This is a genomic window from Streptomyces sp. NPDC001594 (assembly GCF_042893675.1).
GTDB lineage: Bacteria > Actinomycetota > Actinomycetes > Streptomycetales > Streptomycetaceae > Streptomyces.
In genome coordinates this window covers 69,724-90,172 of record NZ_JBIAVB010000018.1, presented here as the reverse complement: position 1 = coordinate 90,172, position 20,449 = coordinate 69,724, and the positions used below count along the sequence as shown (strand labels likewise).

20 protein-coding genes and 1 tRNA gene are annotated in these 20,449 nt (G+C 73.3%); 13 read left to right on the top strand and 8 right to left on the bottom strand.

The window, feature by feature from the left end; all coding sequences use genetic code 11:
* Nucleotides 1–8: 8 nt before the first annotated feature.
* The 3 genes from ACFY0O_RS30700 (at nucleotide 9) to ACFY0O_RS30690 (ending at nucleotide 2,279) form a co-directional block, all read left to right on the top strand.
* Nucleotides 9–227: an excisionase family DNA-binding protein gene (locus ACFY0O_RS30700; protein WP_388952633.1), complete on the top strand. Its 219-nt coding sequence runs from the start codon at nucleotides 9–11 to the stop codon at nucleotides 225–227.
* 82 nt (nucleotides 228–309) lie between these two features.
* Nucleotides 310–1,590 carry a tyrosine-type recombinase/integrase gene (locus ACFY0O_RS30695; RefSeq protein WP_388952631.1) on the top strand — a complete coding sequence of 427 codons (1,281 nt, stop codon included), beginning with the start codon at nucleotides 310–312 and terminating at the stop codon, nucleotides 1,588–1,590.
* 95 nt (nucleotides 1,591–1,685) lie between these two features.
* Complete coding sequence (locus tag ACFY0O_RS30690; protein WP_388952628.1) at nucleotides 1,686–2,279, top strand: hypothetical protein; 594 nt, start codon at nucleotides 1,686–1,688, stop codon at nucleotides 2,277–2,279.
* 83 nt (nucleotides 2,280–2,362) lie between these two features.
* On the opposite strand, the gene ACFY0O_RS30685 is transcribed toward ACFY0O_RS30690, so the two are convergent.
* Nucleotides 2,363–2,434: transfer RNA gene (locus ACFY0O_RS30685), tRNA-Cys, on the bottom strand.
* A 183-nt stretch (nucleotides 2,435–2,617) separates the two neighbouring features.
* Between ACFY0O_RS30685 and ACFY0O_RS30680 the strand changes: the two genes are divergently transcribed.
* From ACFY0O_RS30680 to ACFY0O_RS30665, 4 genes are all read left to right on the top strand, one after another.
* Nucleotides 2,618–4,099 carry an MFS transporter gene (locus ACFY0O_RS30680; protein ID WP_388952625.1) on the top strand — a complete coding sequence of 494 codons (1,482 nt, stop codon included), beginning with the start codon at nucleotides 2,618–2,620 and terminating at the stop codon, nucleotides 4,097–4,099.
* A gap of 31 nt (nucleotides 4,100–4,130) precedes the next feature.
* The gene (locus ACFY0O_RS30675) at nucleotides 4,131–4,343 is read left to right on the top strand and encodes a hypothetical protein (RefSeq protein ID WP_388952623.1); all 213 of its coding nucleotides are present in this window, start codon (nucleotides 4,131–4,133) and stop codon (nucleotides 4,341–4,343) included.
* Nucleotides 4,340–4,744 carry a type II toxin-antitoxin system death-on-curing family toxin gene (locus ACFY0O_RS30670; protein WP_388952620.1) on the top strand — a complete coding sequence of 135 codons (405 nt, stop codon included), beginning with the start codon at nucleotides 4,340–4,342 and terminating at the stop codon, nucleotides 4,742–4,744. Before ACFY0O_RS30675 ends, ACFY0O_RS30670 begins: the two co-directional genes overlap by 4 nt.
* 134 nt (nucleotides 4,745–4,878) lie before the next feature.
* Nucleotides 4,879–6,666 carry a DEAD/DEAH box helicase gene (locus ACFY0O_RS30665; protein WP_358895487.1) on the top strand — a complete coding sequence of 596 codons (1,788 nt, stop codon included), beginning with the start codon at nucleotides 4,879–4,881 and terminating at the stop codon, nucleotides 6,664–6,666.
* Between the two features lie 83 nt (nucleotides 6,667–6,749).
* Here the strand turns inward: ACFY0O_RS30665 and ACFY0O_RS30660 are convergent, their stop codons facing one another.
* Complete coding sequence (locus tag ACFY0O_RS30660; protein WP_388952617.1) at nucleotides 6,750–7,766, bottom strand: hypothetical protein; 1,017 nt, start codon at nucleotides 7,764–7,766, stop codon at nucleotides 6,750–6,752.
* Between the two features lie 373 nt (nucleotides 7,767–8,139).
* Between ACFY0O_RS30660 and ACFY0O_RS30655 the strand changes: the two genes are divergently transcribed.
* Together ACFY0O_RS30655 and ACFY0O_RS30650 are read left to right on the top strand one after the other, a co-directional pair.
* Nucleotides 8,140–8,781 carry an IclR family transcriptional regulator gene (locus ACFY0O_RS30655; protein WP_007264382.1) on the top strand — a complete coding sequence of 214 codons (642 nt, stop codon included), beginning with the start codon at nucleotides 8,140–8,142 and terminating at the stop codon, nucleotides 8,779–8,781.
* A gap of 135 nt (nucleotides 8,782–8,916) precedes the next feature.
* Nucleotides 8,917–9,714 carry a S16 family serine protease gene (locus ACFY0O_RS30650; protein ID WP_388952614.1) on the top strand — a complete coding sequence of 266 codons (798 nt, stop codon included), beginning with the start codon at nucleotides 8,917–8,919 and terminating at the stop codon, nucleotides 9,712–9,714.
* Here ACFY0O_RS30650 and ACFY0O_RS30645 read toward each other — a convergent pair.
* From ACFY0O_RS30645 to ACFY0O_RS30630, 4 genes are all read right to left on the bottom strand, one after another.
* The gene (locus tag ACFY0O_RS30645; RefSeq protein ID WP_388952611.1) at nucleotides 9,644–10,942 is read right to left on the bottom strand and encodes an MFS transporter; all 1,299 of its coding nucleotides are present in this window, start codon (nucleotides 10,940–10,942) and stop codon (nucleotides 9,644–9,646) included. The genes ACFY0O_RS30650 and ACFY0O_RS30645 overlap by 71 nt on opposite strands.
* Nucleotides 10,939–11,154: a hypothetical protein gene (locus ACFY0O_RS30640; RefSeq protein WP_388952609.1), complete on the bottom strand. Its 216-nt coding sequence runs from the start codon at nucleotides 11,152–11,154 to the stop codon at nucleotides 10,939–10,941. The genes ACFY0O_RS30645 and ACFY0O_RS30640 overlap by 4 nt, the downstream gene beginning before the upstream one ends.
* A gap of 55 nt (nucleotides 11,155–11,209) precedes the next feature.
* Nucleotides 11,210–11,833, bottom strand: coding sequence for an ArsR/SmtB family transcription factor (locus tag ACFY0O_RS30635; RefSeq protein ID WP_388952606.1), 624 nt, complete (start codon nucleotides 11,831–11,833; stop codon nucleotides 11,210–11,212).
* 88 nt (nucleotides 11,834–11,921) lie between these two features.
* Nucleotides 11,922–12,392, bottom strand: coding sequence for an Lrp/AsnC family transcriptional regulator (locus ACFY0O_RS30630; RefSeq protein ID WP_388952603.1), 471 nt, complete (start codon nucleotides 12,390–12,392; stop codon nucleotides 11,922–11,924).
* 129 nt (nucleotides 12,393–12,521) lie between these two features.
* Here ACFY0O_RS30630 and hppD point away from each other — a divergent pair, with 129 nt between their 5' ends.
* Nucleotides 12,522–13,667, top strand: coding sequence for a 4-hydroxyphenylpyruvate dioxygenase (gene hppD, locus ACFY0O_RS30625; protein ID WP_358895494.1), 1,146 nt, complete (start codon nucleotides 12,522–12,524; stop codon nucleotides 13,665–13,667).
* 214 nt (nucleotides 13,668–13,881) lie between these two features.
* Here the strand turns inward: hppD and ACFY0O_RS30620 are convergent, their stop codons facing one another.
* Nucleotides 13,882–15,402: a tetratricopeptide repeat protein gene (locus ACFY0O_RS30620; protein WP_388952601.1), complete on the bottom strand. Its 1,521-nt coding sequence runs from the start codon at nucleotides 15,400–15,402 to the stop codon at nucleotides 13,882–13,884.
* Nucleotides 15,403–15,498: 96 nt separating this feature from the next.
* On the opposite strand from ACFY0O_RS30620, the gene ACFY0O_RS30615 reads away from it, so the two are divergent.
* Nucleotides 15,499–16,890, top strand: coding sequence for an FAD-binding oxidoreductase (locus tag ACFY0O_RS30615; protein ID WP_388952598.1), 1,392 nt, complete (start codon nucleotides 15,499–15,501; stop codon nucleotides 16,888–16,890).
* A gap of 35 nt (nucleotides 16,891–16,925) precedes the next feature.
* Here ACFY0O_RS30615 and ACFY0O_RS30610 read toward each other — a convergent pair whose 3' ends face one another.
* Complete coding sequence (locus ACFY0O_RS30610) at nucleotides 16,926–17,408, bottom strand: SsgA family sporulation/cell division regulator (RefSeq protein WP_388952596.1); 483 nt, start codon at nucleotides 17,406–17,408, stop codon at nucleotides 16,926–16,928.
* Between the two features lie 301 nt (nucleotides 17,409–17,709).
* Here ACFY0O_RS30610 and ACFY0O_RS30605 point away from each other — a divergent pair, with 301 nt between their 5' ends.
* Together ACFY0O_RS30605 and ACFY0O_RS30600 are read left to right on the top strand one after the other, a co-directional pair.
* Nucleotides 17,710–19,536: an RDD family protein gene (locus ACFY0O_RS30605; RefSeq protein ID WP_388952593.1), complete on the top strand. Its 1,827-nt coding sequence runs from the start codon at nucleotides 17,710–17,712 to the stop codon at nucleotides 19,534–19,536.
* 97 nt (nucleotides 19,537–19,633) lie between these two features.
* Nucleotides 19,634–20,329: an RDD family protein gene (locus ACFY0O_RS30600; RefSeq protein WP_388952590.1), complete on the top strand. Its 696-nt coding sequence runs from the start codon at nucleotides 19,634–19,636 to the stop codon at nucleotides 20,327–20,329.
* Nucleotides 20,330–20,449 lie beyond the last annotated feature (120 nt).

Here is a 20,449-nt window from a genome sequence, read left to right as displayed (position 1 = left end):
AGCCCTGCATGGATGCCGCCCCTTCCACAGCGACCTACGACCCCACGCTCGTTCTGCTGAAGGTCGAAGAAGCCGCACGGCGACTTCAAATCGGGCGGACCACCTGTTTCGCCCTCATCCGCAACGGAGAGCTGGAGTCGCTTTTGGTCGGCGGCCTGAGGCGGGTCCCCGCCGATGCGCCGGCCGCGTACCTCGCTCGTCGCCGTGCTGAGCGACAGGCTGCCTGACCTCTTTTTCACCGGAGCGCTGCCCCAACACGGGCAGCGCTCCGGCCGTTTCCACCCCTCCCCAACATGAAGGAGCCCGTCTGTGGCGGAAGACAAGAAGCGCACTCGGCAGCCCAACGGCCGCAGCTCTATCTATCAGGGCAGTGACGGGAAGTGGCACGGCCGCGTGACGGTCGGCATCCGTGACGACGGCACGCCGGACCGGCGCCACGTCGAACGGAAGACCCGTGCCGATGTGACCGCCGCTGTCCGTGAGCTGGAGAAGCAGCGCGACGCGAAGACGGTGCGGAAGCCGGGCAAGGCGTGGACGGTCAAGACGTGGCTGACGCACTGGGTGGAGAACGTGGCGCCCCTGGCGGTCAACGACAACACCATGGTCGGGTACCGCGTCGCTGTTCGAAAGCACCTGATCCCCGGCCTGGGGGCGCACCGGCTCGACCGGCTCAAGCCCGAACACATCGAGATCTTCTACGCCAAGATGCAGGCCAACGGGAGCAAGGCAGCCACCGCGCACCAGGTACATCGGACCTTCCGCACCGCCCTCAACGAGGCCGTACGGCGCGGCCATCTCGGACAGAACCCGGTCCAGTTGGCCAAGGCTCCGAAGACGGGGGACTACGAGGTGGAGCCCTACAGCGTGCAGGAGGTGAAGCGGCTCCTGAGCGCCGCCGAGAAGCACCGCAACTCGGCGCGGTGGGCTGTCGCTCTCGCCCTCGGCCTGCGGCAGGGGGAGGTGCTGGGTCTGGAGTGGGACGACGTCGACCTTGAGGGCGGGTTTCTCATGGTCCGACGCAGCCGTCACCGGCCGCAGTACGCCCACGGGTGTGCGGAGCCGTGCGGGCGCAAGGCGGCCGGCTACTGCCCGCAGCGGCGCCGCACGAACCCCGAGCTGTCCACCACGAAGTCCCGGGCGGGCCGCCGCGCTGTCGGCCTGCCTGACCAGCTCGTGGACCTGCTCCGCAACCACCTGAAGGCGCAGGAGAAGGAGCGGGCGGCGGCCAGGCGGTGGCAGGAGAACCGCTTGGTGTTCCCGGACGAGCAGGGCCGCAGTCCCTCCCACCGCCGGGACTGGGCTGAGTGGAAGGCTCTGCTGGCCGAGGCGAAGGTCCGAGACGGGCGCCTGCACGACGCCCGGCACACGGCCGCGACGGTGCTGCTGATCCTTGGAGTTCCCGAGCGCGCCGTCATGGGGCTCATGGGGTGGTCGACCACCGCCATGGCCGCTCGGTACCAGCACATGGTGGACGCGGTACGGACGGATATTGCGAGGCAGGTGGACGGTCTGATCTGGAAGGCCGAGACGGATCGGCCTGATGGCGACGATGACGATGGAGCCGCGGGGAAGCTCGTGCCGGCCGGTTAGGACGGCTGCGGGCCCGCAGTGTTGCGGCGTGAGTGGTGCGGCCGATCCTGCCGAAACTCGTTCCGTCCGGTCTCCAGCCGCGCCATCCTGCCCTCATGGACGAAGGACTTGTGGCGATAGTGACGGCGGGAGTTGGGCTTGTCGGGGCGCTTAGCGGCGCGGCCATGGGCGGACTGGCAGCGGTCCGTGGGGCGCGTATAGGGGCGGAGACCACAGCGCACGCGACGATCGAACAGGCCCGGACCCAGGGGCGCACTCAACACGACCACTGGTTGCGGGACGAGAGGAAACGTGCGGCGGTCCTCATGCTTGAGGCGTACGACAGGTTCGCCATTGCCGCATCCAGCCTTACGCGCATGTTCGACCTGGAGATCGAGGCATCCCCTGATGTCTGGAACGCCTATCGCGCGAGCATGAACGAGATTCGGAAGGTTTACTTCCCCCTCCGGCTCCTTGGACCTGCTCGGGTGCACCAGGCAGCACGTGGGCTCTGGCAGTCGATCGAGCAGCATCACGAAGGCATTGAGGAGTGGGCCGACGGCATCGTGACCGCCACAGACGAAACCAGGGCGGGGTGGCGGGTTCGCGTGGAGCAGCAGCGGCACACCATCGGAGAGGCGCACAGCGACCTGATCGATGCTGTGAGCGAATCATTGCAGGGCAATGATTCCGTCCCAAGCCGCAACTGAGACGGCAACTGAGACGGAGGACCAAAAGGGCGGCACCCCTCACGGGGTGCCGCCCTGTCGTCCTGGCTGGTCAGACCAGCTAGAGGCCGTGACCGGAATCGAACCGGTGTAACTCGCTTTGCAGGCGAGTCCCTCAACCACTCGGGCACACGGCCTTGTTGTGTTGCGACGGGTACGACGCTACGGGCCCCGCCCCTGGGCCGGAAGAGGGGTGCCGGGGGTGCAATGTGACTGCCATACGGCGTTTACACGGGTCCTGCGGCCTAGGTCCCGCGGACCATGCGGGATCCGACCAATTGACAGGGGCGAGAGCGGGCCGCGGACCTTACTCTGGGGCGATGAGCGCCCTTGAACCCCGGATATCAGAGAACAGCGACGCCGCCCCGCCCACACCGCCGGGCGGCGGCATTCTGGGAGCGGCGTACCGGACGCTGAGCGTCGGGATCATCTCCGTGATCTTCCTGATCGCCTTCGAGGCCACCGCCGTCGGGACCGCCATGCCCGTCGCCGCGCGTGACCTCGACGGGATCGGGCTCTACGCCTTCGGGTTCTCCGCCTACTTCACCACCAGCCTCTTCGGCATGGTCCTGTCCGGCCAGTGGGCCGACCGGCAGGGGCCGCTGCGGCCGCTGAGCGTGGGGATCGGGGCCTTCGCCGCCGGGCTGGTGTGTTCCGGGACCGCCACCGTCATGGGGGTGTTCGTGCTGGGGCGGGCCGTGCAGGGGCTCGGGGGCGGGCTGGTCATCGTCGCGCTGTACGTCGTCGTCAGCCGCGCCTACGAGGAGCGGCTGCGGCCCGCGATCATGGCCGCCTTCGCCGCGAGCTGGGTGGTCCCGTCCATCGTCGGGCCGCTGGCCGCCGGGACGGTCACCGAGCGGCTCGGCTGGCGGTGGGTGTTCCTGGGGATCCCCGTGCTGGTCGTCGTGCCGCTGATCGTGGCGCTGCCGGCGATCCGGCGGACCGCCTCCGGGCCGGTGGACACCGGCGGGGCGGCGCCCGCCGCCTTCGACCGGCGGCGGATCCGGCTGGCCCTCGGGATCTCGGTGGGCGCCGGGCTGCTCCAGTACGCCGCCCAGGACCTGCGGTGGCTGTCGCTGCTGCCCGCAGCCGTCGGCGCCGCGCTGCTGGTGCCGGCCGTGCTGGGGCTGCTGCCGCGCGGGACCTACCGGGCGCGGCGCGGGCTGCCGTCCGTGGTGCTGCTGCGCGGGCTGGCGGGCGGGGCCTTCATCGGGGCGGAGAGCTTCGTGCCGCTGATGCTGGTCACCCAGCGCGGGCTCAGCCCGACCCTGGCCGGGTTCTCGCTGGCGCTGGGCGGGGTGACCTGGGCGCTGGGCTCGTGGGTGCAGTCCCAGGGGCGCACCGCGCCCTACCGGGAGCGGCTGATGGTGGCCGGGATGGTGCTGGTGGCACTCGCGATCCTCACGGCCCCGGCGGTGATGGCCGAGTCGGTGCCGGTGTGGACGCTCGCCCTGGGCTGGGCCGTGGGCTCGCTCGGCATGGGGCTGGTGGTCGGCTCGGCGAGCGTGCTGCTGATGCGGCTGTCGGCGCCCGAGGAGGCGGGGGCGAACTCCGCCGCGCTCCAGATCTCCGACGCGCTGGCCAACGTGGTGCTGCTCGCGGTCGGCGGGGCGGCGTTCGCCGCGCTGGGCGGTGGAGCGGTCGGCGCGGGGCACGTGGTCGAGGCCGCGGCGGGGGGCGCCTCGCACCCGGCGGCGTTCCTCGTGGTCTTCCTGCCGATGGGCTGCGTGGCCCTGGTGGGGGCCTGGGTGGCGACCCGGCTGCACGAGCGGACGGCCCCGGCCGCGGGAAAAACCCCGTGATCGGACGGCGGGCCGTCGTTACCGTGTGTGCATGAACGACACGGACGACGACCTGGTCCTCCGGCTCTCCGCGGCCGAAGCCGCGGAGCTCGCCGATCTCGCCGACGCCTCCGGCTCCACCCCCGCCGAGCACGCCCTCGCGGCCGTACGGGAGCACCTGCGCCGGGAGCGCGAGCGGATCGGCGGCGCCGCGGAGCGGCTGGCGCGGCTGCACGCGCCCCTGTTGAAAAGGCTCGGCGAGTGAGGCCGGCGCGCGGCGTGCGCCACCTCACCCTCGCCGAGGTCCTCGACCTGGCCCGGCACGCCTGCCTGGCCCGGGACCAGCCGGTCGAGCTGCGCGCCCCCGGCCTGCTGGAGTCCGCCGTGCACCGGCCGCGTGCCCGCATGCTGGGGACGCCGGCCTACTCCGACCTCCACGAGCAGGCCGCCGCGCTGCTCCACGGCATCGCCGTGAACCATCCCCTGGTCGACGGGAACAAGCGCACCGCCTGGCTCGCCGCCGCCACCTTCCTCGCCGTGAACGGGGCCGATCCGGCGGCCGTGGACCAGGACGCGGCGTACGCGCTGGTGATCGAGGTGGCCTCCTGCGCCGAGGCGCGGGTGCCGGTGATCGCCGACAGGCTGCGGGAGTTGCTCGGGGTGTGACGCTCGCCGCACTGCCCGAGGTCACGGGCCTGTCCCTCCGCGGGGGGTGCGGCGGCGCGGGTAAGGTGGCCCGGTTGTCCGCCCGGTTGTCCTGAGTTCAGTACGACCGCCACCGAGAGACCGAACCGGAGACCGTGACTACTACCGCCTCCCACCACCTCTCACCCGCCTTCCCCGGCCGCGCGCCGTGGGGTACCGCCAGCAAGCTGCGTGCCTGGCAGCAGGGGGCGCTGGACAAGTACATCCAGACCCAGCCCCGGGATTTCCTCGCCGTCGCCACCCCCGGCGCCGGCAAGACCACCTTCGCGCTGACCCTGGCCTCCTGGCTGCTGCACCACCACGTGGTGCAGCAGGTGACCGTGGTCGCGCCGACCGAGCACCTGAAGAAGCAGTGGGCGGAAGCCGCCGCCCGCATAGGCATCCGGCTCGACCCCGAGTACTCGGCCGGGCCGCTCAGCAAGGACTACCACGGGGTCGCCGTCACCTATGCCGGCGTCGGCGTGCGCCCCATGCTGCACCGCAACCGCTGCGAGCAGCGCAAGACCCTGGTGATCCTGGACGAGATCCACCACGCGGGCGACTCCAAGTCCTGGGGCGAGGCCTGCCTGGAGGCCTTCGACCCGGCGACCCGCCGCCTGGCCCTGACCGGAACGCCCTTCCGCTCCGACACCAACCCGATCCCGTTCGTCACGTACGAGGAGGGCAACGACGGCATCCGCCGCTCCTCCGCCGACTACACGTACGGCTACGGCAACGCGCTCGGCGACGGCGTCGTGCGGCCCGTGATCTTCCTGTCCTACAGCGGCAACATGCGCTGGCGCACCAAGGCCGGCGACGAGATCGAGGCCCGCCTCGGCGAGCCGATGACCAAGGACGCCATCTCGCAGGCCTGGCGCACGGCGCTGGACCCGCGCGGCGACTGGATGCCGAACGTACTGCGCGCCGCCGACCAGCGCCTGACGGAGGTCAGGAAGGCCATCCCGGACGCCGGCGGGCTCGTCATCGCCGCCGACCAGGACGCGGCGCGCGCGTACGCCAAGCTGATCCGGGAGATCACCGGCACCAAGCCGACCGTCGTCCTCTCCGACGACACCGGCGCGTCGAAGAACATCGACACCTTCAGCGCGAACGACGACCGGTGGATGGTCGCGGTCCGCATGGTGTCCGAGGGCGTCGACGTCCCCCGCCTCGCGGTGGGCGTGTACGCGACGACGATCTCGACCCCGCTGTTCTTCGCGCAGGCCGTCGGCCGCTTCGTGCGATCGCGCAGGCGCGGCGAGACCGCGTCCGTGTTCCTTCCGACCATCCCCTACCTCCTCGGCTTCGCCAACGAGATGGAGGTCGAGCGCGACCACGTCCTGGACCGCCCGAAGAAGGCGGGCGAGGACGAGGACCCGTACGCCGAGTCCGAGAAGGAGATGGAGGAGGCGAACCGGCAGGAGGACGAGGACACCGGCGAGGACGAGCAGATGTCCTTCGAGGCCCTCGAATCCGACGCCGTCTTCGACCGGGTGCTCTACGACGGCGCCGAGTTCGGCATGCAGGCGCACCCGGGCAGCGAGGAGGAGCAGGACTACCTCGGCATCCCGGGCCTGCTGGAGCCGGACCAGGTGCAGCTGCTGCTGCAGAAGCGGCAGTCCCGGCAGATCGCGCACAGCCGCCGCAAGCCGGACTCGGAGGCCGACCTGCTGGAGCTGCCGGCCGAGCGGCGTCCGGTGGTTTCGCACAAGGAGCTGCTGGAGCTGCGCAAGTCGCTGAACACGATGGTGGGCGCCTACGTCCACCAGAGCGGCAAGCCGCACGGGGTGATCCACACCGAGCTGCGCCGCGTGTGCGGCGGGCCGCCGAGCGCGGAGGCGACGGCGGGGCAGCTGAAGGAGCGGATCAAGAAGGTCCAGGAGTGGGCCACCCGGATGCGGTGAGCCTTCCGGCCCGGAGGTGAATGCGGGAACGGGGTCCGTGCGCGGTGCGCACGGACCCCGTCGCCGTCAGGCGTGGAGCTGCGTCAGTTGGTGACGCGGCGACGACGGCCGGTGCCGGCGACCAGCGCGGCGCCCATGGCCAGGGCCACACCGCCGGCGCCGAGCGCCCAGCTGGTGGCGGCGTCCGCACCGGTCTCGGCGAGCTCGCCGCCGGTGTTGGTGCCGGTGCCCGTGCCGGTGCCGGTGTTGTGGTCGACGATCGGCGTGGTGGTGCCGCCGCCGTTCGGCTTGGTGTCGTTGCCGCCACCGGTGTTGCCGCCACCGTTGTGGTTGCCGCCGGTGTTGCCACCCGTGTTGCCGCCGGTGTTGCCACCGCCGTTGGTGCTGCCGGAGACGATCTTCGACTCGGCCCAGGCGGTGTCGGAGTAGACGTTCTCGTCCACGTTGCTGCCGCCGGCCACCGCGATCGCGATGTTGCCCTTGGGGGCGTTCGCGTTGAACTTGACGCGGACCTGGAGGCTCAGCGACTTGGCCGGGATCTCGACGTCGTCCGTCAGCAGGGCGACCGGGGTGCCCTCGTCGCTGATGACCTGGACGTCGTGCCAGGCGCCCTGGTACCAGAGCTGGACGTGGACGTCCTTGGCGCTGAGCTTGTTGGCCTCGTCGGCGACGGCCAGGACGAGCACGTAGCTCTCCTGCGCCTTGCCCTTGGAGTTGTCGACCTTGACGGTGATGTTCGTCCAGTCGCCGCCGGCCTTGAAGGAGGCCGGGACGCCGCCCAGGCCCAGGACCGGGCCGGTGGCCTTGAAGTTCTCGTCCTCGTCGACCGGAGCCGGGGCCGGCTTGGCCGGAGCCGGAGCGGGCTTCTCGGCGGCGGGCTTGGCGTCCTTCGCCGGGGCGGGGGTCTCGACGGCCGGCTTCGCCGTGTCCGCGGCCGGGGCGGCCGGGGTCTCGGCGGCGGCGGAGTCACCCTTGGGGGTGGAGTCCGGGGTGGTAACGGCGGTGTTCTTCGCCTCGTCCGCCATCGCGGGCGTGGCCATGAGAACCGTCGGACCCACCACTGCTGCGGCGGCCACGACGGCCATGCGCTTGAGGTTCACTGCTGCTTCTCTCCCCTGGTATGCGTTCGGGACGCGTGTCGCCCCGACCCCCCCAACATCTTTTTGAACACGATCAGAGTAATGGCCATGTAAACCGATTTTTGGTCGGGGGACATTACGAATCGATACAGGCCCGTGGCGAAAAGGGCCGAAACCGGCAGGAGGCGACCGGATTCTGGACGAGGCCTTCCGCTGAGCGGACCCGCTCGCTACTGTCCCCGCATCGAACGCCCCGTGGCAGCGCCGCCGCGGGAGCGCAGCCGGTGCCATGGCCGCTACCGGCGGCCTCTCCGTGCGTCGCCGAGGGACCGGCAGCGCTGAACTCATGAGAGTCACCGCCGTCCACCGACGACACAGAGGGAGAGGCAGCGACGTGACCGCGGAAACCTCCCAGACTCTCGACCGAGGGCTCAGAGTCCTCAAGCTGCTCGCCGACACCGACCACGGGCTGACAGTGACCGAGCTCTCCAACCGGCTCGGCGTCAACCGCACGGTGGTCTACCGTCTGCTCGCCACGCTGGAGCAGCACGCCCTGGTCCGCCGTGACCTCGGCGGCCGCGCCCGAGTCGGGCTCGGCGTGCTGCGGCTGGGCCGGCAGGTCCACCCCCTGGTGCGCGAGGCGGCCCTGCCCGCCCTGCGCTCCCTCGCCGAGGACATCGGGGCCACCGCGCACCTGACCCTCGTCGACGGCACGGAGGCGCTCGCCGTGGCCGTCGTCGAACCCACCTGGACGGACTACCACGTCGCCTACCGGGCCGGCTTCCGCCACCCGCTGGACCGCGGCGCGGCCGGCCGGGCCATCCTGGCGGCCCGTCAGGGCTCGCTCATCGAGCCCGGCTACACGCTCACCCACGGCGAACTCGAGGCGGGCGCGAGCGGTGCCGCGGCCCCGCTGGTCGGCATCACCGGCCTGGAGGGCAGCGTCGGGGTGGTCATGCTCGCCGACGCCGTGCCGGAGCGGGTCGGCCCGCGCGTGGTCGACGCGGCCCGCGAGGTCGCCGACGCCCTGCGCTGAGGCCGTGCGCCGACGGCTGCGCTGACGCCCTGCGCCGGGGCCGGCCCGTGTCCGCGCCGGGGCGCCGCCCCGCCGGGTGCGGCGGTGTGCGGCGCGGGGCGCGGGGCGGGCGGGCCGGGTCGGTAGATTGGCCGGGTGCTCTCTCGCCTCACACGTCTGCCGCGTCCCACCGCCCTGGCCGTCTGCGCCGCGCCCGTCCTCGCGCTGTTCGCCGTCGCGGCCCTCGCACCGCTGCCCTTCGTGGTGGCCGTCCCGGGGCCCACGGCCGACGTGCTGGGCTCCGACCAGGGCAAGCCGGTCATCACCGTCACCGGCCTCCCGGTCCGCGAGACCAAGGGCCAGCTGCGCATGACCACCATCCGCGCCACCGGCCCCTCGTCCTCGATGAGGCTGCACGAGCTGGTCGACCACTGGTTCCGCGGCGACCAGGCGGTCATGCCCCGGGAGGCGGTCTATCCCACGGGCGGCAGCGACAAGCAGATCGAGCAGCACAACCTGGAGGAGATGACGCAGTCGCAGTCGGCGGCCGAGGCCGCCGCCCTCGGCTACCTCCACAAGGACCCCAAGTCCGTGAAGGTCGACCTCAACCTCGCCGACGTCGGCGGCCCGAGCGCCGGCCTGCTGTTCACCCTCGGCATCATCGACAAGATCGACGGCGACGGCAGCGGCGCCGACCTCACCGGCGGCCGGAGCATCGCCGGTACGGGAACCATCAGCGCCGACGGGACGGTCGGCGCGGTCGGCGGGGTCGGGCTGAAGACCCAGGCCGCCCGGCGGGACGGGGCGACGGTCTTCCTCGTGCCGAAGGCCGAGTGCTCCGACGCGAAGTCCGAACTGCCGCAGGGGCTCCAGCTGATCCCCGTCACTTCGCTGACGGATGCGGTGAACGCCCTGCGGTCGCTGAACCGGGGAGAGGGCGTTCCGTCCTGCTGACGGCGGACGGCGCCTTCGCGTCCAGGGCGCGCCAGGCCGGGAAGGCCGGGGACAGGGTGGCCAGGAAGTAGACCGCGCCGAAGGCGAGCAGGGCCGTGCGGATGCCGAAGCCGTCCACCAGGAGGCCCGCCGCGAGCCCGCCCAGCGGCATGACCAGTTCGCAGCCGGCCGTGGTCACGCCGGAGACCCGGCTGCGCAGTTCCTCGGGCACCGTCGCGAAGACCATCGTCGACAGGATCGGGTTGAGCACGCCCGCGCACAGGCCCGCCAGGGCCATGGTCACCGCGAGGGGGAGCGGGGTGCCGGTGACGGCGGCGACCACGTAGCGGGTGGCGCCGGAGACGAGGAAGGCGCCCGCGAACAGCGCCCGGCGCGGCAGGCGCTCGCCCCACGCCCCGTAGAGGAGGGCGCCGAGCAGGGCGAAGCCGCCGAAGAGGGAGATCATCAGGCCGATGGAGGCGGCGCCTCCGAGGTCCTCGCGGCCGTGGACCGGAAGGAGCACGGCCGACCAGCCCTGGTCCAGCCCGTTGGTCATCATGACCATGAGGGTGACGCCCATCAGCAGGCGCGAGCGGGTCAGGAACCGCCAGCCTTCGGCGAGTTCACCCCGGTAGGTGGCGAACGAGGCCTTCTGCGCGGCTCGTTGGGGTTCGGCGGCGGGGATCCCGCGCAGGAAGGCGGAGACCAGCAGCGCCGAGGCGGCGTAGGTGGCCGCGTCCATCAGCAGGACGGCCTCCGCGCCGAGGACGGCGATCAGCAGGCCGGCGACCGCGGCCCCGATCATGCGGGCGCCGCGCGAGACGGCGTCGTAGAGGCTCGCGGCCCGCGCGACGGTGGTGCCCGCGTGCTCGGCGAGGCTGGGCAGCAGGACGGAACGGGCGGTCAGGCCCGGGGTGTGCACGAGGCCGCCGAGGGCCATCAGCGCGCACAGCATCCAGAACTCCAGCAGCCCCGCGTAGTGCAGCAGCGGGATCGCGCCGACCGAGACGGCGCAGACCAGGTCGGAGGCGGTGGAGACCCGGCGGCGGCCGATCCGGTCGATGACCGGGCCGCCGACGAGGGCCGCGACGACGACGGGCAGGGTGGCGCAGAAGGCGACGATCCCGGCCCGTCCGGCGCTGCCCGTGGTCTGGAGCACGAACCACGGGACGCCGATGAGGGTGAGTGAACTGCCTGCGATGGAGATGGTGTTGGCGGCCAGGACGGCTGCGAACGGGCGCCGGCTCATACGGCGTGCCGCTGGACGCGGGCGGACAGCTGCTCGGGGCGCATCAGGCGGGTCCCGGCGGCGACCAGGGCCTCGCCGAGCCGGTTGCGCAGGGTGGCGGGGGCGGGCGCGGCGGTGGGGGCGGCGTCACGGGTGAGGCGCCAGGCGGCGGCTTCGGCGGCGAGTTCGGCGGTGCGGGCGGCGTGTATCCGGGTGTGCGTGAAGGCGTGCATGGCAGGACTCCTTCGGAGCGGGTGGGTGGGAGGGAGGGAGGGAGCGTGGCGCGGGCTAGGCGGCGCCGCCGCGGCGCGGGAAGGCGTGCGTGTGGACGCGGACCGTCTCGGTGCCCTCGCCCTGCGGCAGGTCGCGGTAGCTGTTCACCACGTCGTGCATCTTGTGGATCAGTTCGGTGGCCTGGGCGGGCGTCAGGCGGAGCGTGAAGTCGCTCATGTCCGTGGAGGACCGCCACTCCCGCGGCCAGTTGTGCGAGTCGCCGAGCCAGGTGCTGAGCTCCTGGGTGTGGATGGTGGCGATCTCGTGGAGGAAGGCGTCGGCGGCGCCGCGCGTCTCCGGGTCGCTCTCGTCGTACATCAGCGTCTCGTCGAAGGCCGTGCCCTGGTGGACCGCCTGCCACCAGCGCTCGCGGCCCTTGCCGTGCCCGGGCGCGTCCTCGACGAAGCCGTGGGCGGCGAGCTGGCGCAGGTGGTAGCTGGTGGCGCCGCTGGACTCGCCCAGCCGCTCGGCGAGTTGGGAGGCGGTGGCCGGTCCCTCGTGCCGCAGGGCGGCCAGCATGCGCATGCGCAGGGGGTGGGCGAGGCCGCGCAGGGACCGGGCGTCCAGGGTGCGGACCGCGGGCTGCTTGGGCTCGTTCGGCTGTTGCGGCCGGGGGGTTTCGGCGTTCTTCTCGGGCATGGCTCAACCGTAGGCTTGCAAAGAGTTCTATGCAAGGGTTTCTTTGCAAGCTTTTCTTTGGAAGTCGGTGGACCCCGGCCGGCCGCGGTCAGTGGTCCTCGGCCGCCTGTTCTACCAACGGGATGATCCGCAGCGGTACCGGGTTTTCCATGACGATCGCCGTGGACGCCCGCACGATCCCCTCGAAGCCCACCACCCGGTCGATCACCCGCTGGAGGTCCGCGTTGGACCGCGCCACCAGCCGGCACAGCATGTCCCCCTGCCCGGTGGTCGTGTGCAGCTCCAGCACCTCCGGCACCCCGGCCAGGTGGGCCCGTACGTCCGCGCCCTGACCCTGCTTGATCTCCAGCGTGGCGAAGGCCGTCACCGGATAGCCCAGGGCCGTCGGGTCCACCTGCGGCCCGAAGCCGCGGATGACCCCGTTCGCCTGGAGCCGGTCCAGCCGCGCCTGCACCGTCCCGCGCGCCACCCCCAGCCGCCGCGAGGCCTCCAGGACGCCGATCCGGGGTTCGCGGGCCAGCAGCACGATCAACCGTCCGTCGAGCTCGTCGATAGCCATGGAAACCTTCCCTCGATCGGCTGGTCATACTGCACAGATCTCTCAGTCATCCTCGGGTTTTACTGGGCATTCTGTACAGCGGAAATGGAAACTATTGCGCAGCTTGTGGAACGGCGGGACGCTGCGGACATGACTGAGACCCTGGACACCACCCCGCAGACCGCGCGTGAGGCAGACCCCTTCCCGGTGAAGGGCATGGACGCGGTCGTCTTCGCCGTGGGCAACGCCAAGCAGGCGGCGCACTACTACTCGACCGCCTTCGGCATGAAGCTCGTCGCCTACTCCGGACCGGAGAACGGCAGCCGGGAGACCGCCAGCTACGTCCTGACCAACGGCTCCGCGCGCTTCGTCCTGACCTCGGTCATCAAGGCGACGACGGACCACGGCCGCTTCATCGCCGAGCACGTCGCCGAGCACGGTGACGGCGTCATCGACCTCGCCATCGAGGTCCCGGACGTCCGCGCCGCCTACGCGTACGCCGTCGAGCAGGGCGCCCGCGGGCTGGACGAGCCGCACGAGGTCAAGGACGAGCACGGCACGGTCGTCCTCGCCGCGATCGCCACGTACGGCCAGACCCGCCACACCCTCGTCGAGCGCGTCGACTACACCGGCCCCTACCTGCCGGGCTACGTGGCGCGCGAGCCGCTGGTCGCGGCGCCGGCCAAGCGGACCTTCCAGGCGATCGACCACTGTGTCGGCAACGTCGAGCTGGGCCGGATGAACGAGTGGGTCTCGTTCTACAACAAGGTCATGGGCTTCACGAACATGAAGGAGTTCGTGGGCGACGACATCGCCACCGAGTACTCGGCGCTGATGTCGAAGGTCGTCGCGGACGGCACCAAGAAGGTCAAGTTCCCGATCAACGAGCCGGCGATCGCGAAGAAGAAGTCGCAGATCGACGAGTACCTCGAGTTCTACAACGGCCCCGGCGTGCAGCACATCGCGCTGGCCTCGAACGACATCGTCGCCACCGTGCGCACGATGCGGGCGGCGGGCGTGGAGTTCCTGTCCGTGCCGGACACGTACTACGACACCCTGGGCGAGTGGGTCGGCGACACGCGCGTGCCGATCGACGAGCTGCGCGAACTGAAGATCCTCGCGGACCGCGACGAGGACGGCTACCTGCTGCAGATCTTCACCAAGCCGGTGCAGGACCGGCCGACGGTGTTCTTCGAGATCATCGAGCGGCACGGGTCGATGGGCTTCGGCAAGGGCAACTTCAAGGCGCTGTTCGAGGCGATCGAGCGGGAGCAGGAGAAGCGGGGCAACCTGTAGGTCGCGGGTCCCGGGCCGCCGGGCGGGGCCACCCTGGGGGCTCCGCCCCCAGGCCCCAGCGCCTCAATCTCCCCCAGCTACCGCTGGGAGGGGCCCCAGGCGGGGCTGGAACTTCGCTGCGCGAAATCCAGCCCGCCGGGCGCGGAGCGCGCGCAACGGGTCCGGGCGGAGCCCGGGGAACGGGCGAAGGGCGGGTGGGGGAGCTCTCCCCGCCTCACCTCGCCGACGGGCTCGGCTTCGGTTTCGGCGGGGGCGGTTTCTGCGCCGCGGGCTTCGGCTTCGGGTGGGGCTTCGGCATCTCCGGGGCCACCCACGGCGTGCGCGGCTGCATGTTCTCCGGGCCGCCCGGCGCCGGCTGGCCGACCGTCGCCAGGGCCTCCTTCGCCAGCGGCCCCCGTACCGGCGAGAACTCCGGGTTGGTGCGCGCCACCTCCTGCAGGTGGCGCCGCGCGGCCGCCTCGTCCCCGAGGCCCTGCTCGATCACCGCCCGGTGGTACGCGAACTCCGCGCTGCGCAGCCCCGGTTCCGTGGCCTTCTTCGCGTACTCCAGTGCCTGCGCGTCGTCCCCGCTCCGGTGCAGCGCCCACCCCAGCGCGTCGGCCACCTGCACGCTCTTGTGCCGCTCCCACTCCGCCGACAGCCGCCGCACCGCCACCGCCGGATCCCCGTGGTCCGCCTCGAACAGGCCCAGCACCACCTCCTGGTCCACCCCGTCCGCCGCGCTCCGCGCCGCCAGCACCGACACCGCCTCGTACTGCGCCCGCGCCTCCTGCGGCCGCCCCAGCGCGTCCAGCAGCTCCCCCAGCTCCAGAGCCAGCCGCGGCAGCGGGGTACGCCCCAGCGCCAGCCGGTAGTCCCGCACCGCCTCCCCGCCGCGCCCCAGCGACGCCAGCGCCCGCGCCCGGCCGCCCAGGGCCTCCGCCTGCGCCGGATCCGTGCGCTGAGCGGCCTCGTACTGGCGCAGCGCCTCGGCCGCGTCGCCCCGTTCCCAGGCCAGCTCCCCGAGCCGGAACAGCACGTACGCCTTCTCCGCCGGGGACTTCGCCGCACCCCCCGCCGACTCCAGCGCCACCACCGCGTCCTCGCGCCAGCCCCGGTCCCGGTACACCTGGGCCGCCCTCAGGTCCGCGGCCAGGCCCGGACGCAGCTCCTGCAGCTGCTCCATCGTCTTCTGGGCGCCCTTGTAGTCGCCCAGGCCCGTGTACGCGTCCACCAGCACCGGGTACGCCGTCCAGCGCCGCGGCGCCTGCGCCCGTACCAGCTCGCCCCACTTGCGGGCCGTCACGAAGTCACCCCGGGCGCCCGCCAGCGCGCCCATGCCCGTCATCGCGTCGAAGTTGCCCTTCTCCACGGGCCGGACCTCCAGGGACCGCTTCAGGGACCGTTCCGCCTTCGGGAACCAGCCGGAATCGGCCGTCCGCCGGGCCTGTTCCAGGTAGGCCGAACCGAGCACCGCCCACGAAGCGTCGTCGTCCGGATGCCCGGCGAGCCACTTCTCCCGGTCCGCCACCAGCGCCGTCAGGTCCACCGCCGCCGCCGGGGCGCCCCGGCCCACCGCCGACGCGGCCCGTTCGCTCGGCCCCGGCGGACGCGCGTCGTCGCCCGAGCGGGCGGGGCGGATCAGCAGGGTCGCGGCGATCAGGACCACCGTCACCGCGGCCGCCACCACCGTCTTGCGGCCGGTGAAGGTCACGGGCGGCGCGGGCTGCGCGGAATGCTCGTCGAAACCGTCCATGCGCTTACTGTGCGTCAATATGAAGAGCCCGCCCGGGTGTCCGAAGCCCACCGCAGCCGTGTTCACACCGATGGCCCCGAATGCCACTCTGACCCCATGGACGACGATCTCGCCTCCTCGGCCCCCGCTCTCCTCGCGCGGCTGCGCGAAGGGCTGCCGCCCGAGGCGCTCCTGACGGACCCGCAGGTGACCGCCTCGTACGCCAGCGACATGGCGAGCTTCTGCCCCGCCGGCACGCCCGCCGCCGTCGTCCTCCCGAGGACCGTGGAGCACGTGCGGCACGTGATGCGCACCGCGACCGCCCTACGCGTCCCCGTGGTCCCCCAGGGCGCCCGGACGGGCCTGTCCGGGGCCGCCAACGCCTCCGACGGCTGCATCGTGCTCTCCCTGGTGAAGATGGACCGGATCCTGGAGGTCTCCGCCGTCGACCGGATCGCCGTCGTCGAGCCGGGCGTGGTCAACGCGGTGCTCTCCCGGGCCGTCGCCGAACAGGGCCTGTACTACCCGCCCGACCCCTCCAGCTGGGAGCAGTGCACGATCGGCGGCAACATCGGCACCGCCTCGGGCGGCCTGTGCTGCGTCAAGTACGGGGTCACCGCCGAGTACGTGCTCGGGCTGGACGTGGTGCTCGCGGACGGCCGGCTGCTGCGCACCGGGCGGCGTACCGCCAAGGGCGTCGCCGGATACGACCTGACCCGGCTCTTCGTGGGCTCCGAAGGCACCCTGGGCGTGGTCGTGGGCGCCGTCCTGGCGCTGCGGCCGGCGCCGCCGCGGCAACTGGCGCTCGCCGCCGAGTTCCCGTCCGTCAAGGCCGCCTGCGAGGCCGTCTGCGCCGTCATGGAGGCGGGGCTGGCGCCCTCGCTGCTGGAGCTGATGGACCGCACGACCGTCCGGGCCGTCAACGCCCTCGGCAGGATGGGGCTGCCCGAGAGTACGGAGGCGCTGCTGCTGGCCGCGTTCGACACCCCGGACGCGCCCGCCGCCCTCGCCGCCGTCGGCGCGCTGTGCGAGGCCGCCGGCGCGACCGCCGTCGTCCCCGCCGAGGACGAGGCGGAGTCGGAACTGCTGCTCCAGGCCCGCCGGATGTCCCTGACCGCCCTGGAGGCGCTGCGGCCCGCGACGATGATCGACGACGTCTGCGTGCCCCGGTCGCGGCTCGCCGAGATGCTGGACGGCACGGCCGCCATCGCCCGGGCGTACGGCCTGCTCATCGGCGTCTGCGCGCACGCGGGCGACGGCAACACGCACCCCGTCGTCTGCTTCGATCCCGCGGACGAGGACGAGGCGCGGCGGGCCCGCGAGTCGTTCGACGAGATCATGGCGCTCGGGCTGGCCCTGGGCGGCACCATCACCGGGGAGCACGGGGTCGGGGTGCTGAAGAAGGAGTGGCTCTCCCGCGAACTCGGGCCGGTCGGACTGGAGATGCAGCGCGCCGTCAAGCAGGCCTTCGACCCGCTCGGACTGCTCAACCCCGGCAAGCTGTTCTGAGGAGGACGACCGGGGGTCCCGGCGGCCGCCGTCGCTCACAGGTCACCGTCCGCGGACTCGTCGGAGGGCCACGGGTCGCGCAGCCACAGCTCGTCGGCCGGGGTCGGGGTGAGCAGCTCGGCCAGCGCCTCGTCGAGGCGGAGCCGCTCCGTCTCGGTCCCGGGCGGGACCACCCGCAGGGTGTGCTCCAGCCAGGCCGACAACGCGCCGGCCGGGGCCTCCAGGAGGGCGTCGCCGTCGGGGGAGCTGAGCGCCATGCACAGCACCGCCTCGCTGTCGATCTTCGTGGGCCAGATCCGGACGTCCCCGTGGCCGCACGGGCGGAACACCCCCTCGACGAGCAGCTCGCGGGCGAAGGTCCAGTTCACCGGGGCGCTGGTGCCCGTGTGGAAGGTGATGTGCACGGCGTAGGGGTCGTCGGTCAGGTAGAGCAGCTTCGCGGGGACGCGGATGCTGCGCTCGGGGGACAGGATCAGCCTGAGCTCCAGCTCGCGCTCGATGACGGGGTGGTGGTGCACGGCGGCCTCACTTCGGTGCGTCGGTGGCGGACGTGGGGCGCGGACCGCCCCACGTACGGAGAGAGCGCCGATGTGCCCGGGTATGACGCGACTTCCGGCACCGGTTTCGAGGTTGGCCGGAATCTGTCGGGTGACCGGAATCGACGGGTTGGGGTGAGGGCCGGACCGGGGGCGGGGCGAGGTTCGCTCAAAGGCTTGGAATCTGCCGTTACCGGACCTGTCGGGAAGGGGTTCTTGGCTATGGTCCTCCCCTTGGGTCCTCCCCTGCACAAGCCTTGAGCCACGATCGGAGTTGGGGACATTGACGGCCTCCCCTGGTGACGGCGAGCACGCGGCCCGAGAGGGCTACTACCCCGATCCGTCCATCCCCGGGTACGTCCGGTACTGGAACGGGGCCGCCTGGGTCCCGGGTACGAGCCGTCCTGCCCCCGACCCCGCCCCGGTGGAGGAGACGGGCCCGGTGTTCCTCGACGAGACCTCCGCCACCGAGGCCCTCCCGGACCCCGGCCCCGGCGCCGGCTCCCGCGCGGCGGTACGGGACCACGCGGCGGCGACGGCCTGGCGGGGGGAACCGGAACGCGAACGCGAACGGGAACGGGAACGGGAGGGCGGGGGTTGGCAGGCGGACCCCGCCCACCAGGCGGGGTTCGGCGGGCCGCGCGACGTCCGGGTCTCCTGGGGCGGCCCGGAGCCCGAGGACGCCCGGCCCGGCGGGATCTCCCTGGCCCGCCCCGCCGCCGCCCCCGCCGCCCCGGCCGCACGGCGGCTGCCCGCGCAGGCCGCCGCCGAGAGCGTGGGCATCCTCTCGGCCCGCCCGCCGGCCTGGCCGGACGCCCCGGCGACGGGCGTCTCGGGCCTCACCTCCACCTGGCCGGAGGCCACGGCCCCCGCTCCCGCCCCGGCGGCAGGGCCGGAGGGGGAGCCCGGCCGGGGCTGGGCCGGCACCCCGGGGACGGGCGGCTCCGCCCGGGCGGCGGGGTTCCCCGGGGAGGACTGCCCGGAGCCGGCGCGCTGGGCCGCCGGGGCGCCGTCCGCGCCGGCTGCGGCTGCGTCGGCTCCGGTTGCGGGGGATGCCGCCCGGGCGGCGGGGGGTCCGGCGTCGGCTTCGCTTCCGGCTTCGGCTGCGGCGTGGGCCGGGACCGGGGCTCCGGCTTCGGTGGGCGGCGTGCGGGGGGCCGGTGTGCCTGCGGGGGATTCTCGGGCGGCTTCGGCTTCGGCTTCGGCTCCGGTGTGGGACGGGGCTCCGGGGGCCGGTGTGCCGGTGGGGGGTCCCGCCCGGGCGGGGTCCCGGTACCCGGGGCCGGAGGGGGAGCCCGCGCAGGCATGGGCCGGGGCCGCGGGGCAGGCTCCGGCGGATGCCGTCCGGGCCGCAGGCGCCGGCACCGGAGCGGCGGGTCCGGTCCGGGCGTGGGCCGGCGGGGCGGGGGAGCCCGGCGAGCGGCGGTCCCCCGCCCCGGCGCACCCCGACCCGGAGGAAGGGGTGGCGCACGGGCGGAGGCGGGCCGACGCCGCGGCGAACGCCCGCCCCGGTGCGTACCCCGGCCCCGCCCCGGCCGGGCGGGCGGAGGCTCCCGCCGCGCACGCCCCTTCGTCCGCCCCCGCCCCCGCTCCGGTGGCGGGCGAGGACGCGCGGGCCGTCTTCGAGCGGATGGCCGAGCGGGCCGTGCGGCCCGCCGGGCTGGTGCGCCGGGGGCTGGCGAGGCTGCTGGACTCGCTCGTGCTCGCCGGGGTGGCCGTCGCCGTCGCCGCGCCCCTCGTACCCGGGGTGACGGCCCATGTCCAGGCCAAGGTCGACGCCGCCCGGGCCAGCGGCCGCACCACCACCGTGTGGCTGCTCGACGCCACCACGGCCGGCCGGCTTGGCCTCGTACTCGGCGCCCTCCTGCTGTTCGGACTGCTCTACGAGGTCCTGCCCACCGCCCGTTGGGGCCGTACGCCGGGCAAGAAACTGTGCGGGGTGCGGGTGCTGGGCACCGCCACCCTGCGCCCGCCCGGCTTCGGCAAGGCCCTGCTCCGCTGGCTCGTGTACGCGCTGCTGGGGCTGCCGGGGAGCTTGTGGTGCCTGGTCGACCGGCCGCGCCGACGGGCCTGGCACGACAAGGCGGCCCGTACGTTCGTGACCCGCTGACCTTCCCGGCGCCCGCCCGGAGTACGGGGCGGCGGCCCGTCCCCCGGACGGACACCGTCGCGTTGCGGGTCGGGTGGGGGCGGGTTCGACTCGGGCCATGAGCACCGACCAGCCGCCGCCGGGCCAGCCGCCCGAGGACGACCCGTTCCTCAAGAAGCCGCAGGAACCGACGCCTCCGCCGGGCGGCCCGCCCTACGGCTCACCGCCCCCGGGCGGTGGCGGCGGCTATCCGCCTCCGCCCGGCGGTCCGGTGGGCGGGGGATACCCGCCGCCCCCGCCGCCGCCCCCGTACGGCCACGGCATGCCCGACCCGCTCGCGGGCATGCCCCCGCTGGCGGACACCGGCAAGCGGCTGGTCGCCCGTCTCATCGACCTGGCGGTCGTGTTCGTCCCGCTCTGGCTGATCCTCTTCGCGATCGGCTTCGCCCTCCCGGTGGACACCGACCAGAACGGGGAACTGACCGACTCCGCCTCCCGGTGGGTCAGCGGTGCGGCCCTGCTGTGGTGGCTGGTGTACGTCGCCGTCTGGATCGTCTACGACTGGTTCTTCACCCAGAAGAGCGGCCAGACCCTCGGCAAGAAGGCGATGCGGCTGCGGGTCGCCATGCTCAACGACGGCAGCGTGCCCTCGTCCGGCGCCGCCGTCGGCCGGGCGGCCACCCTGTGGATCCCCGCGTTCCTGTGCTGCGGGCTGTGGTGGGTCGTCGTGGGCATCTCGATCCTCGTCGACCAGCCCTACAAGCAGGGCCTGCACGACAAGGCGGCCAAGACCGTGGTGGTCTCGGTGCCCTGACACCGCCACGGGCGCGGGGGGGCGGGGGGGGCGGGGGGGGGGGCGGGGGCCCCCCCCCCCGGCGGGGGCCGGGGGGCGGGGGGGGGGGGCGGGGGGGGGGCGCCCGGGGGCGGGGGGGCG

Coding starts and splice junctions, on each gene's coding strand:
- ACFY0O_RS30675 (WP_388952623.1), top strand. CDS start 4,131: ATGAACGACACGGACGACGACCTGGTCCTCCGGCTCTCCGCGGCCGAA.
- ACFY0O_RS30700 (WP_388952633.1), top strand. CDS start 9: ATGGATGCCGCCCCTTCCACAGCGACCTACGACCCCACGCTCGTTCTG.
- hppD (WP_358895494.1), top strand. CDS start 12,522: ATGACTGAGACCCTGGACACCACCCCGCAGACCGCGCGTGAGGCAGAC.
- ACFY0O_RS30635 (WP_388952606.1), bottom strand. CDS start 11,833: ATGCCCGAGAAGAACGCCGAAACCCCCCGGCCGCAACAGCCGAACGAG.
- ACFY0O_RS30600 (WP_388952590.1), top strand. CDS start 19,634: ATGAGCACCGACCAGCCGCCGCCGGGCCAGCCGCCCGAGGACGACCCG.
- ACFY0O_RS30645 (WP_388952611.1), bottom strand. CDS start 10,942: ATGAGCCGGCGCCCGTTCGCAGCCGTCCTGGCCGCCAACACCATCTCC.
- ACFY0O_RS30620 (WP_388952601.1), bottom strand. CDS start 15,402: ATGGACGGTTTCGACGAGCATTCCGCGCAGCCCGCGCCGCCCGTGACC.
- ACFY0O_RS30640 (WP_388952609.1), bottom strand. CDS start 11,154: ATGCACGCCTTCACGCACACCCGGATACACGCCGCCCGCACCGCCGAA.
- ACFY0O_RS30680 (WP_388952625.1), top strand. CDS start 2,618: ATGAGCGCCCTTGAACCCCGGATATCAGAGAACAGCGACGCCGCCCCG.
- ACFY0O_RS30615 (WP_388952598.1), top strand. CDS start 15,499: ATGGACGACGATCTCGCCTCCTCGGCCCCCGCTCTCCTCGCGCGGCTG.
- ACFY0O_RS30630 (WP_388952603.1), bottom strand. CDS start 12,392: ATGGCTATCGACGAGCTCGACGGACGGTTGATCGTGCTGCTGGCCCGC.
- ACFY0O_RS30690 (WP_388952628.1), top strand. CDS start 1,686: ATGGACGAAGGACTTGTGGCGATAGTGACGGCGGGAGTTGGGCTTGTC.